Source organism: Shinella sp. (genome assembly GCF_049651085.1).
In the GTDB taxonomy this organism is placed as follows: Bacteria; Pseudomonadota; Alphaproteobacteria; order Rhizobiales; family Rhizobiaceae; genus Shinella.
The window spans coordinates 12087-24406 of record NZ_JBASBL010000019.1; the positions used below are offsets into that span (position 1 = coordinate 12087).

The following is a 12320-nucleotide window of genomic DNA, read 5'->3' on the forward strand; positions in this document are numbered from 1 at the left end:
ACGGCGCATCCTGGCGGGATTGCCTGGAGCAATCCGGGTGAAAACCGGATCGCTGCAATTGCTCCAGGGTTTTGTTTTTGCCGCATTATCCGACGCCGAAGCGATGCTGCTTCGGCTGGAAATGCTTTAGTCCGCGTCACCCGTCACGATGCCCACGAAGGGGAGTTCCCGGAAGGCATAGGCGACGTCCATGCCGTAGCCGACGACGAAGTGGTCGGGGCATTCGAAGCCGACATAGTCGGCCTCCAGATCCGTCTTGCGCTTCTCGCGCTTGTCGAGCAGCACGGCGATCGTGACGTTGCGCGCACCGCGCTCGTACATCAGTTCCTTGGCGAAGGTGAGCGTGCGGCCGGATTCGAGAATATCGTCGATCAGCAGGATATCGCGGCCGTGCACGTCGCTGTCGATGTCCTTGACGACCTTGACGCCCTGCGAGACGGTGCCGGCGCCGTAGCTCGACAGCGTGATGAACTCGACTTCGGGCGCAAGGCCTGCCGTATGCAGCGCGCGGGTGAGGTCGGCAGCGAAGATGAACGAGCCCTTGAGGACCGCAATGACGAGAAGATCCTTCGTCGGTCCGTTTGCAATCGCTGCGGCCAGCTCCGAGTTGCGCGCGGCAATCTGCCCGGCGTCGTAGAGCGTTTCGATCTTCTTTCCGCGGACAATCTGCATCGCGAGGCGTTCCTTCGTGTCGACAAGGCAATTCCGGCAAAGCCGCTGGCGGGCTTGCGTGGAAACAAAGGAGCCGATTAGCACAGTCAGTTGGCCGGTGCACCCTCGGTGTCAAGGGAAACCGAGACTTTGGGCACTTTTCCGCCGCTATGGGGAATATGCAGCGCGAAGTGCTCGCTGCTGCCGGGGGCGAGCATCGCCGTCTCGAGCGCGACGCGCCGTTCAAGCTTCTCGCCCGCGCCCTCGACACGGATTGCCAGCGGCGGGACGGCCTGCGTGCCATTGCCGGCATTGTCGATGCGGCCGTAGACGGAGAGCACTTTCATGCCGTTCCGGTCGCTTATCGCCGTGGTGATGCCGGCGACGCGCAGTGCGGCCGGCGGATCGCTCGCCGGAAGCGTCGCCATGAGCGCCGAGAGGCCGCCGGCATAGGCGAAGACGAAAATGAAGGTTGCGGTGACGAGGCCGGCGAAGGCGCGACCGGGAAGAAGCTGCAAGCCTGCCTCGCAGAGCCGGGCGCCGGCGGCCGCGATTCGCAAGGCGAGGTGCTGCGCGGCCGGCCGGGCCTGAGCCGGACGGATCGGTCGATGATTGTCGTTGGACGTTCGCGCGGCGCTGCCGCGAATCACCACGAAATCGGCATCGACCGCTTCGGGGCGGGCCGGAAACGGTCTTGCGTGCTTGCGGGCGGGCGCCTTCGGCTCCGGCGGGAGCAGATCGATGCGGCCTTTTGCCTGCTGTTTCGCTCTGAAGGCGTTCATCGCGAACTCCTTGCTTGCCGGCCTTCGCGCAAAAAACATTGGCGAAAAGTCGGGCATTGAATGAAATCCTTACGAAACGTAAACCATAACGGTTAATGCTTTGGAAACCTGACCGTGAAAGAGCCGCTTTCCTATGCGACGTCGGCCGCGGTATCGCGGCGAGACCGCTTCTAGAACCGGATTGGCCATTGATTCACTTCGAGAATGTCGGACTGCGCTACGGGATGGGGCCGGAGATTCTCCGCGACCTGACCTTCGATATTCCGCGTCGGTCCTTCCAGTTCCTGACGGGGCCGTCGGGCGCCGGCAAGACGACGCTTCTGCGCCTGCTCTTCCTGTCGCTCCAGCCGACGCGCGGCATCATCCGTTCCTTCGACCGGGAAATCTCGACCATCGCGCGTGACGAGCTGCCGATGCTGCGCCGGCGCATCGGCATCGTCTTCCAAGATTTCCGCCTACTCGATCACCTGACGACCTACGAGAATGTCGCGCTGCCGCTGCGCGTGCGCGGCAAGGAGGAATCGAGCTACCGCGCCGACGTTCTGGAACTTTTGAAATGGGTCGGGCTCGGCGAGCGAATCAACGTGCTGCCGCCGGTGCTTTCGGGGGGCGAGAAGCAGCGCGCGGCGATCGCACGTGCGCTGATCGACCGGCCGGAACTGCTGCTTGCCGACGAGCCGACCGGCAACGTCGATCCGCCCATGGCGCGCCGGCTGCTCAGCCTCTTTCTCGAGCTGAACCGGCTCGGCACGGCCGTGGTGATCGCCACGCACGATCTGTCGCTGATGGATCAGGTCGAGGCGCGGCGCATGATCCTCTCGCAGGGACGGCTCGACATCTATGACTGACGCGCTCCGCGAGACCCCACAGGACACCCAGCCGGCCCGCCGGCCGGAGATGCGTGTGCGCCCGACGGCGCCCATCGTGCCGCAGGCCAACGTGTCCGGCAACGCGCTGATGCTCGTCATCGCCATCATGGCCTTCCTGGCCTGCCTCACCTTCGGCGCTGTCAGCATGGTGCGCGCGACGGCAGCGAGCTGGCAGAGCCAGATTTCCCGCGAGATCACCATCCAGATCAAGCCGGACGAAAATTTCGACATGGAACAGGCGCTCAGGGATGCGCGCGACCTCGCGCTCACCTTTACCGGCACGCGCGACGGCACGATCGTCGACAAGGCGGCGACGGCCCGCCTTCTGGAGCCCTGGCTCGGCGAGGGGCTGGACCTCGATGAACTGCCGGTGCCGCGCCTCGTCATCGTCACCATCGACGAACAGAGCCCGCCCGATTTTGTCGGCATGCGCGCGGCGCTTGCGGAAAAGATCCCGCAGGCCTTCCTTGACGACCATCGCACCTGGGTGGATCGCCTCGTCGCCATGGCGCGCACGACCGCCTTCATCGGCACGGGCGTGCTGGTGCTCGTCTTTTCCGCCATGGTGCTGACGGTGATCTTCGCCACGCGCGGCGCCCTTTCCGGCAACCGGCATATCGTGGAAGTACTGCACTTCGTCGGGGCCGAGGCGGGCTTCGTCGCTTCCGAGTTCCAGAAGCATTTTCTGAAGATCAGCCTCAAGGGCTCCCTTGCCGGCGGGCTCCTTGCGGCATTGTTCTTCGCCATTGCCGGTTTCTGGCAGGGGCGCTCGATCGCCACCCCCCAGAGCGACCAGGCAACGGCCCTTTTCGGCACCTTCTCCATGGGGTTCACCGGCTATCTCGGCATCGCCGCGACCATCGCCGTCATCGCGCTGTTGACGACCTTGACGGCGCGCTTCACGGTGATGCGGACGATTCACGAAATCGACCTCATCCGCTCCGATCCGTCGCGCACGGATCAATTGCCCGACACATGACGCGGGTTGGACGGATCATCGCCGCGAAACGGACTATCCGTTGCCGCAATCGGGTTCTATGGACGGAATCATGAACGCGCTGGAACGGGAAAAACCGGGGCTGTCTGAAGGCACCCGGCCGGAAGGGAAAAGGGGGCGGCGGCGTATGCGGCCGGCCCGGATTGTCGTGCGTGTCGTTCTCGCGTTCATCCTGCTGGCCGTCGTGGCGAGCGTTGCCGGTTTCCTGCAATTCGCCGAGACGGTCGCCGCGCTGGACGCACCCCGCGAACCGAAGGCCGACGCTATCGTCGTCCTGACCGGCGGCTATCAGCGCATCGACCGCGCCATCGGCCTTCTGAAGAACGGCGCGGGAGAGCGCCTGCTGATCTCCGGCGTGAACCCGACCACCAGCGGGAACCAGATCCGCAAGCTCACCCAGAGTTCCTCCGCCCTTTTCGAATGCTGCGTCGACATGGGCTACGAGGCCGTCGATACGATCGGCAATGCCAATGAGACGGCACGCTGGATCAGCGATCATCAGTTCCGCCGTGTGCTGGTCGTCACCAACAACTATCACATGCCGCGCAGCCTTCTGGAGCTGAAGGCCAGCGATACCCGGACGGAATTCATCGCCTATCCGGTCGTCAATTCGGACCTGAAGAACGGCAACTGGCTGCGCCAGCCGGGTGTCGTCAAAGCGATGCTGTCGGAATATCTGAAATATTGCCTTGCGCATCTGCGTGCCTTTGCCGGCGCGCGCAGCTGGTCGGGGCTTCGCGGCGACATGGCCGGCAGCTGAGATCGCTGCAACGGGAGTTTCCCCGCCCTGGATTATCGTGTAGGGCGAAAGGACGCGTCCCGCTTACAGGCTCCCGATGATCGTTCTCCGCTCTGTCATTTTCAATATCGTCTTCTACCTGAATCTCATCCTGCAGATGGTCGTCCTGACACCGGTCTATTTCCTGCTGCCGCGCAAGAAGGCCTATATGGTTCCGAAGAACTGGGCGAGAAGCAGCCACTGGCTGTTCGAGAAGATTGTCGGCACGACCTTCGAGATTGAAGGGCTGGAGAACATTCCGCAGGGCGGCTACATCGTCGCGCCGAAACACCAGTCCTTCTGGGATGCCTATGCATTGCTGCCCTGGCTCGACGATCCGCTCTACATTCTGAAGCGCGAGCTTACCTGGATCCCGCTGTTTGGCTGGTACATCAAGAAACAGCGCATGGTGCCGGTCAATCGCAACGCGCGCGGCAAGGTCATGGCCGCGGTGATGCAGCGCACGAAGGAAGAGATGGATACCGGCCGCCAGCTCATCATCTACCCGGAAGGCACCCGCCGTCCGCCGGGCGCGACGCCGGAATACAAGTATGGCATCGCTCGCCTCTACCGCGATCTCGCGACGCCGGTCCTGCCGGTCGTCATGCATCCGGGCCTGTTCTGGCCGCGGCGCAAGTTCATCCGGTATCCCGGCCACTTCAAGGTGCGCATCCTGCCGCCGATCGAGCCCGGCATGGACCCGGACGCCTTCCTCGCCCACCTCGTCGAGGTGATGGAGACGGAAAGCGACCGCCTGCTTGTCGAAACGATCGAGGCCAACCCGCATCTTCCGCTGCCGCCGACCGCCAAGAAGCGGCTGGCGGAACTGAAGGCGCATGCCGCCTGATCAGGCGGAAGCGCGGGTGTGCAGGGTTTCCGCCGCCCGGCCGACATCCTCCAGCCAGTGATCGCGGATACCCATTTCACGCAGATGTGCGAGCGTGTTGCGCAGGTAGTCCATGTTGTGCCCGGACTTGCCGATGGCGGCGCTGATGGTGGCTGCGGCTTCGTCCACCGACAGCGAACCGGCAAACTGATGGTGCGCCCGGTCGCAAATATAGGCAAGCGTCGTCACCCGCCGTCCATTGCCAAGTGTCGCGGGGAGCGAACGCTCCTGGTAGACATGCGTTACCAGTTCCCGCTCGCGCAGATAGTCGACCACCGCTTCCCGGCTTTCGGGCGCCACGCGAAAGGCGACGCCACGGCAGGAGCCGCCGCGGTCGAGGCCGAGCACGAGGCCGGGCCGTTCTTCGGTGCCGCGGTGGACCCAGGAGCGCACACACAGCGCCCGGCGAAACCCGAAGAGATGGGCGGCCTGCCGCTCCTCGAATTCGAAGCCCGGATTCCACATCAGCGATCCGTAGCCAAAGACCCAGAATTCGTTCATATCCACCGTCACTTGGATCATCTCTCAAAAAGCCGCCGCAATTGCCGGCTTTGTCGCAGGGCAGTTTCGACACGAATGCGAAGCGGTTTGCGTCCGCAAGTGCATGTCAGGTAACCAGATAAAGCGATTTCGCGATTCGAGGAAAAGCGGAATTGCTTCAGCGGGCAAATCATTACCCGTCACAATTGGAGAACACTATGGCATCGTCAAGCCGCGCAGGCACGTCCGGAGTTACGCGCAAGCTGGTCTGGCTTGCCATTGCCATCGTTGTCTTCGGAGCGCTCTATACGGGTGGGTGGTTCTATGCTGCGGGCCGGCTGAAGGATCGGCTGACGCAGCAGCTTGCCGCCTCCGAAGCGGGCATGCATTCCGCCTCGTGCAGCAATCTGTCCGTTCGCGGCTACCCGTTCCGGATTGGCGTCTTCTGCGATTCGGTCGGTATCGACGACCGGCCCACCGGCCTGTCGGCGAGCTTCGGGGAACTGCGCTCGGCCGCACAGGTCTATCGTCCCGGCCACGCGATCATCGAACTCGACGGACCGGCGCAGGTGCGCGTGACGCCGGACTTCGCCCTCGATGTGAACTGGGATTTGCTGCGCGCCAGCACCGTTGCCTGGACGGACGGGCTCGACCGTGCCTCGGTCGCCTATGACGGGCTGAAGGGCAGGCTCAACGCGCCGTCCGAAGGGCTGTCGGTCGGCATTGCCGCCACCCATGGCGAAAAGCATCTCCGCCGGTCCGGTGAAGCGCTCGACGTCGCTGCCTCGCTCGATGGGCTCGCGCTCGAACTGGGTGGGAAGGTGCTGCCGCCGTTCAACCTCGCGGTCGACGTGACGATCGCGGATGCGGCCAAGTGGATGTCCAGCGAGGGCCCGCCACCCGCGATTCCTTTCGGCACGAGTGCGGAACTGCGCGCCTTGTCGCTCGATCTGGGAGACGGCAAGACGATGACGCTTTCCGGGCCCGTCAAGGTCGGCGACGACGGCACGCTCTCGGGCACGCTCGATCTCACGATCGAAGGCATCACGGCCTGGCGGGATCGGGTGTCGGACGTGTTCCCGGATGCGGCCAAGACCGCAAAGCGCGTGGCGAGCGCCATCAAGGGGCTTTCAGGCGGGCAGGATCGCGCCGTGGTGAAGCTGAATGTTCAGCAGGGCACGGTCTATCTCGGTCCCTTCCCGATCGCGGAAATCCCGCCGCTCTGATCAGCTTTGTTTCTTCTCTTCCACCGGGCGGCCGAAGTTCGGTGCGGCGGTGTCCTGTCCGGCGTCGATGATCGAGCGGCGGATGGCGCGGGTGCGCGTGAAGAGGTCGAAGAGCTTGTCGCCGTCGCCCCATCGGATGGCGCGCTGGAGATAGGCGAGGTCTTCCGAGAAGCGCGACAGCATTTCAAGGATTGCGTCCTTGTTGTGCAGGCAGACGTCGCGCCACATGGTCGGGTCCGAGGCGGCAAGGCGGGTGAAGTCGCGGAAGCCCGAGGCTGAATATTTGATGACTTCCGATTCTGTCACCGTCTCCAGATCGTCCGCCGTGCCGACGATGTTGTAGGCGATGATGTGCGGCAGGTGCGAGACGATGGCGAGCACCTTGTCGTGGTGCTCCGTATCCATCTCGTCGACCTTCGAGCCGAGCGCCTCCCAGAAGGCGGAGAGCCTGCGCTTGGCCTCCTTGTCGGTGCCGTGCACGGGCGTCAGGATGCACCACCGGCCCTTGAAGAGTTCGGCAAAGCCGGCATCCGGGCCGGAGTGCTCGGTGCCCGCCAGCGGGTGGCCCGGAATGAAATGCACGTTCTTCGGCATGTGCGGCAGCATCTGCGCCACGACGGAGGCCTTGGTGGAGCCGACATCGGTGACGATGGCGCCGGGCTTCAGGTGCGGGGCGATATCCTGCGCCACCTTGCCGGAGGCGCCGACGGGGACCGAGACGATGACGAGATCAGCCCCTTCCACCGCCTCGCCGGCGTCGTGGATGTAGTCGGTGCCGAGATCGAGTTCGCGGGCGCGCTCGAGCGTTTCCTGGCTGCGGCTCGAAATGGTGACGGTGCTGGCAAGGCCCTTTTCCTTCACCGCGCGAGCGATGGAGGAGCCGATCAGGCCGATGCCGATCAGCGCGATCTTGTCGAAATGTACGTCCGTCATGTCCGTCGCCTCTTTTCTGCCGTTTCGCTCTAGCGACCGTCCCGGCATTTGTCGAGGGGATCAGCGCGACGTACCCTCGCGCGTCGTCGGCACGCCCTGCGGCGCCAGCACGGGCACGAAGACGCGGCGCGAGGCACGGGCGGCAACGGGCAGGCCCTGGTAGAGCCGCTTCTGCGCCTCAACGATGATGACGCCGGAGAACATCGGCCATAGCGTGCGCCCCAGCCGCTCGAAGGCGCTGCGCAGCTTCAGCACGCCGCGCAGCTTGGAGGGCGGAAAGAACAGCGCCTCGGCACTGGCGCCGGGCGTGAAATTGGTCTCGCGCAGCAATGCCGTGAGCTGGCCGCGCGAATAGGGCCGGCCGGAGCCGAAGGGCGTGTGCTCCATGCGCGCCCAGACGCCGCGCCGGTTCGGCACGACGATGACAAGGCGGCCGCCCGGCGCCAGCACGCGCCAGAGTTCCTTCATCGTCTCACGCGGGTTTTCCGCAAATTCCAGCGAATGCACCATCAGCACCCGGTCGACCGAAGCGTCGGGCAGGGGCAGTTCCTCGTCGAAGACCAGCGCCGTCGAGGAGAGCTCGTTCGGCGGCCAGTTCACCGCGCCCTGTCCGGCCGGCATGAAGGCGAAGGTCCGCTCGGTATCCGCGCGAAAACGGTCGAGATAGGACACGGCATAGCCGAGGCCCACCAGGCGCTCGTCGGGCAGGCGCGCCCAAAGCGATGAAAGCGCCATGGCGATCGACTGATCGGCAAGGCGGCCAAGCGGCGAGTGATAGAATTCCCGGAGGTCGACGATATCGGCATGCATGGCGTGAATGTTAGCGATGGTCCGGTGGACTTCAAGGGTGATTGCCTTACATTCCGCGCGACACCGACCGATATGATGAGGAATGCGCCATGACCGCCCTGGAAATCGAGCTTTTTGCCTGCCGCAGCGATAATTTCGGGGTGCTGCTGCACGACCCGGCGACGGGCGCTACCGCAAGCATCGATGCGCCGGAGGAACAGCCGATCCTCGATGCGCTCGCCCGTCGCGGCTGGACGTTGAGCCACGTCTTCACGACGCATCATCACAATGATCACGTCGAGGCCAATCCGGCGCTGAAGGCGCGCTTTGGTGTGACGATCGTCGGGCCGGCGCGCGAAGCGATTCCCGGCATCGACCGCAAGGTGGATGGCGGCGACAGTTTCGACTTTGCCGGCCGCCGGGTGGACGTCATCGCCACCCCGGGCCATACGCTCGGCCATATCTGCTTCCACCTGCCGGAAGAAAAGCTGCTTTTTGCCGCCGATACGCTCTTTGCGCTCGGCTGCGGCCGCCTCTTCGAGGGCACGCCGGCACAGATGTGGCAATCGCTTGAGAAGCTTTCCGCGTTGCCGGACGAAACCGTCGTCTATTTCGGCCACGAATACACGCTGTCGAATGCGCGTTTCTCCCTGACCGTCGACCCGGAAAACGCCGCCCTGGCGAGCCGGGTTGCCGAGATCGAGGCACTGCGGGCGGAGGGGGCCTTCACGGCACCCACGACGATCGGCCTCGAGAAGGCGACGAACCCGTTCCTGCGTGCGGCCGACCCGGCGATCCGCCGCCATCTCGGCCTGGAGACGGCGAGCGATGCGGAAGTGTTCGCCGAAATCCGGGCGCGAAAAGACCGGTTCTGAAAATCAGGCCGGAGCTGCGGCGCGCTTCCTGAGGATCATGTCCTTGGCGGCCAGCACCGCCCCGCCCGTCACCAGAAGGCAGGCAAGAGCGATGTTCCAGGACGGCTCGGCAAAGCCGGTCAGGATGAGCACCAGCGTCGAGAGCAGCGGGGCGGCATAGCTTGCCGCGCCGAGGATCTGGATGTCGCCGTTCTTAACGCCGAAATCCCAGGCATAGAAGGCAGCGCCCACCGGCAGGAGGCCGAGGCCGGCGACGGCGAGCCATTCGAAGTTCGTCTCCGGCCAGACGGTGGTTTCCAGCATCAGGTGGCAGAGCAGCGACAGGATGGATGTAGCGAGGCAGAAGCCGGTCACCACATCGGTCGAGACCGCCTCGAAGCGGCGGGTGATCAGCGAATAGCCGGACCAGGTGAAGGCGCAGAGGAAGGCGGCGCCATAGCCGATGAGATAGGCCTCGTCGAAGGCGAAGCCATTGCGCCCGACGATCAGCACCGTGCCGGCGAGGCCGAGCAAGGCGCCGACGATATGATTCCATTTCAGCGTCTCGCCCGGCAGCAGCGCCGAGCCGACGACGATGAGGAGCGGCCAGAGATAAGCGATGAGGCCGGCTTCGACGGCTGGTGCGTTGCGCAGGGCCGTGAAGTACAGGAAGTGGTAGCCGAAGAGGCCGAGGATGCCGGTGATCCAGACCTTCGCCGGCTGCCTCAGAAGGCGCGTGCGTTCCGGCCGGGCGGCGAGCACGAGGATGCCGGGCAGGCTACCGATGAGGAAGCAGATCGCGGAAAGCTGGAAGGGCGGCATCTTGCCGGAGGCGGCGGTGAAAAGCGCCAGCAGCGCCCACATGAGGATCGCGGAAAAGCCGATCAGGGTTGCACGCATCTTCAAGGCTCGTCACTCCGGTCTGCCGACCGGGCACGTCAGCCGCCGAAGCGCGTGGCCGAGACGGTGACAGGGCCGAGCTTGGTCGGAATCTGTACATAGACCGGAGCATATACATTTGCTCCTTCGGCCTTGGCAAACCAGATTTCCATCGTCCGCAGCTTGCGCAGATATTCCACGTCGTCGCGGCCCTTCCTGTAGCCGGATTTCGGGATGAAGCGGACGCCGCAGACCACGGCCTCGCCCTCGAAGCCCTTGGTGGAATAGGACTTGGTGCCCTTCGACGTCAATTGCAGGTCAAGGCGCGATTCCCCGTCGAAGATCGGCAGCGTCTTTGGGCAAATGCGGTTTCCTGCGGGAATGATGAGGCTCGAGATCGGGTCGAGCACCGCGCGCATGTCGGCGCTGGAGACCGGCACCCAGTTGTCCGGCTTCTTGCGCGCCGGCACCATGCTGGCATGTACGACATTGCCGTTGCGGAAGGTCACGTCGATGGCGCGCCCTCGCTTGCCGCTCTGGTAGGTCACCGAGTAGGACTGGGCCCGCAGCTTGTCGCGGCTGACGATGCCGGAAACCGACGTCGTGCCCTTCGTGCGGGCAAAGATATCCGCAAGGCCGGCGGAATGCAGGCTGCCGGAGATGGAAAAACGGTCGCCGTTGAATTGGGAGTGGAAGCTGGCGGTCGCGACGGGCAGGCCGGAAAGACGGATGGCGTAGTCCGTGCGATGCAGGATTTCGGCGGATGAAAGCGGCGTCGCGCTCACCGAAAAGGCAAGCGCCATGGCCGCACCGGCAATCCAACCCCGCCCGATCATCTTCACGACTCCCATAGAGACGCTCCGCCTAGCCTGCCATTGCGGCGATTCTACGCCATGGAGATTTGCTGAACATCCTGCTATTGCCCGTAAATCGCGATGTTTGGCAACTGATTTCCAGCGCCGCTACAGGTTTGGCTTGACGCCGCCGCCCAGTGTGACTATAGAACCGCAACTTTCCAAAAAGGCCATACGGACTGCGGCCGGTTTCGGTGCCGGAAACGTATTGTCCTGAGCAAGAAAAATAGGTGTACCATGTCCCGTAGTTGTGAATTGACCGGCAAGGGCGTCCAGTCGGGCAACAATGTGAGCCACGCAAACAACAAGACGAAGCGCAAGTTCCTGCCGAACCTGTGCAATGTCACGCTGATTTCCGATGCTCTCGGCCAGCGTTACCGTCTTCGCGTTTCCGCAGCTGCCCTGCGCACTGTCGAGCACCGCGGTGGCCTCGACGCCTTCCTGCTGAAGGCCGAAGAGAACGAACTGTCGATGCGCGCTCGCCTGCTGCGCCGCCAGATCGCCAAGAAGACCGCTGCTGCTGCCTGATTTCAGGCACTAAGCCAGACCGTTTTCATTGAGGCTTGGCCGGTTTCCGGGCAGGCCTCAATGTTGTGCGCATATCATCGTTTTAAATCGCAATTCCAGGCGGGAAGCCGTGTCACGCTTTTCCCGGAACTGCTTCGTCCCTCCAACTGGTGGCATCACCCAGGATAAAAAAATGCTAGCGAACCGTACTACCCTTATCTATGTCCTCCTGATGACCGCCGTGGTCGTCGCCTCCAACGTGCTGGTGCAGTACCCGCTTTCGGGCGAACTGTTCGGTATCGCTCTCGGCGATCTGCTGACCTATGGCGCCTTCACCTATCCGGTCGCCTTCCTCATCACCGACCTTACCAACCGGCAGTTCGGACCGCGCATGGCGCGCCGTGTCGTCGTGGCCGGTTTCCTTGTGGCGGTGGTCATTTCCTTTGCGCTTTCCACGCCGCGCATCGCGATCGCTTCGGGCTCGGCCTTCCTTGCCGGGCAGTTGCTGGACATCTCCATCTTCAACAGGCTGCGCCGGCAGACCTGGTGGCGCGCACCGCTGATCGCCTCGCTGATCGGCTCGGTGCTCGATACGATGATCTTCTTCTCCTTCGCCTTCGCACCGTTCTTCTCGATCTTCGGGCCGAACGATGCCTTCGCGATCGAATGGGCGCCGGTGCTGGGTGTCTTCAGCGCAGAGGCCCCGCGCTGGCTCTCCTGGGCGCTCGGCGACTTCTCCGTGAAGCTGCTGGTCGGTCTCGTCATGCTGCTGCCCTATGGCGCGCTGATGAGCAGGCTGAAGCCGATGCCGGGCGTCGAGAAGATCGCCTGAAAC

The 12320-nt window shown here is 63.9% G+C and carries 15 protein-coding genes; 8 read left to right on the forward strand and 7 right to left on the reverse strand.

What is annotated here, in order from left to right:
• Positions 1–126: 126 nt before the first annotated feature.
• Entirely contained in the window at positions 127–672 is a 546-nt protein-coding gene (gene hpt / locus WA950_RS10950) for a hypoxanthine phosphoribosyltransferase (protein WP_424551746.1), read from the reverse strand.
• 86 nt (positions 673–758) lie between these two features.
• On the reverse strand, positions 759–1433 hold the full coding sequence (locus tag WA950_RS10955; RefSeq protein WP_424551747.1) for a hypothetical protein: 675 nt from the start codon (positions 1431–1433) through the stop codon (positions 759–761).
• Between the two features lie 188 nt (positions 1434–1621).
• On the opposite strand from WA950_RS10955, the gene ftsE reads away from it, so the two are divergent.
• The 4 genes from ftsE to WA950_RS10975 all read left to right on the forward strand — a co-directional run bounded on the left by ftsE (position 1622) and on the right by WA950_RS10975 (position 4924).
• The gene (gene ftsE / locus WA950_RS10960) at positions 1622–2281 is read left to right on the forward strand and encodes a cell division ATP-binding protein FtsE (protein ID WP_424551748.1); all 660 of its coding nucleotides are present in this window, start codon (positions 1622–1624) and stop codon (positions 2279–2281) included.
• Positions 2274–3281 (forward strand): cell division protein FtsX, encoded by a 1008-nt coding sequence (locus WA950_RS10965; protein WP_424551749.1) that lies wholly within the window; start codon positions 2274–2276, stop codon positions 3279–3281. The genes ftsE and WA950_RS10965 overlap by 8 nt, the downstream gene beginning before the upstream one ends.
• Before the next feature lie 145 nt (positions 3282–3426).
• A complete protein-coding gene (locus WA950_RS10970; RefSeq protein WP_424551819.1) occupies positions 3427–4059 on the forward strand; it encodes a YdcF family protein in 633 nt (210 codons plus the stop codon).
• Between the two features lie 76 nt (positions 4060–4135).
• Positions 4136–4924, forward strand: a complete 789-nt coding sequence (locus WA950_RS10975; RefSeq protein ID WP_424551750.1) for a lysophospholipid acyltransferase family protein — start codon at positions 4136–4138, stop codon at positions 4922–4924.
• Here WA950_RS10975 and WA950_RS10980 read toward each other — a convergent pair whose 3' ends face one another.
• A complete protein-coding gene (locus WA950_RS10980) occupies positions 4925–5476 on the reverse strand; it encodes a gamma-glutamylcyclotransferase (protein ID WP_424551751.1) in 552 nt (183 codons plus the stop codon).
• A gap of 185 nt (positions 5477–5661) precedes the next feature.
• Here WA950_RS10980 and WA950_RS10985 point away from each other — a divergent pair, with 185 nt between their 5' ends.
• The gene (locus tag WA950_RS10985) at positions 5662–6669 is read left to right on the forward strand and encodes a DUF2125 domain-containing protein (RefSeq protein ID WP_424551752.1); all 1008 of its coding nucleotides are present in this window, start codon (positions 5662–5664) and stop codon (positions 6667–6669) included.
• On the opposite strand, the gene WA950_RS10990 is transcribed toward WA950_RS10985, so the two are convergent.
• Positions 6670–7602, reverse strand: a complete 933-nt coding sequence (locus WA950_RS10990) for a prephenate/arogenate dehydrogenase family protein (RefSeq protein WP_424551753.1) — start codon at positions 7600–7602, stop codon at positions 6670–6672.
• Between the two features lie 60 nt (positions 7603–7662).
• The gene (locus WA950_RS10995) at positions 7663–8412 is read right to left on the reverse strand and encodes a class I SAM-dependent methyltransferase (protein ID WP_424551754.1); all 750 of its coding nucleotides are present in this window, start codon (positions 8410–8412) and stop codon (positions 7663–7665) included.
• An 89-nt stretch (positions 8413–8501) separates the two neighbouring features.
• Here WA950_RS10995 and gloB point away from each other — a divergent pair, with 89 nt between their 5' ends.
• Positions 8502–9266, forward strand: a complete 765-nt coding sequence (gene gloB / locus WA950_RS11000; RefSeq protein ID WP_424551755.1) for a hydroxyacylglutathione hydrolase — start codon at positions 8502–8504, stop codon at positions 9264–9266.
• 3 nt (positions 9267–9269) lie between these two features.
• Here the strand turns inward: gloB and WA950_RS11005 are convergent, their stop codons facing one another.
• Positions 9270–10151 (reverse strand): DMT family transporter, encoded by an 882-nt coding sequence (locus WA950_RS11005; RefSeq protein WP_424551756.1) that lies wholly within the window; start codon positions 10149–10151, stop codon positions 9270–9272.
• Between the two features lie 32 nt (positions 10152–10183).
• Positions 10184–10960: a DUF3108 domain-containing protein gene (locus WA950_RS11010; protein ID WP_424551757.1), complete on the reverse strand. Its 777-nt coding sequence runs from the start codon at positions 10958–10960 to the stop codon at positions 10184–10186.
• Positions 10961–11215: 255 nt separating this feature from the next.
• Here WA950_RS11010 and rpmB point away from each other — a divergent pair, with 255 nt between their 5' ends.
• Together rpmB and WA950_RS11020 are read left to right on the forward strand one after the other, a co-directional pair.
• Positions 11216–11506, forward strand: a complete 291-nt coding sequence (rpmB, locus tag WA950_RS11015; protein ID WP_424551758.1) for a 50S ribosomal protein L28 — start codon at positions 11216–11218, stop codon at positions 11504–11506.
• Between the two features lie 172 nt (positions 11507–11678).
• The gene (locus WA950_RS11020; RefSeq protein WP_424551759.1) at positions 11679–12317 is read left to right on the forward strand and encodes a VUT family protein; all 639 of its coding nucleotides are present in this window, start codon (positions 11679–11681) and stop codon (positions 12315–12317) included.
• Positions 12318–12320: the final 3 nt, after the last annotated feature.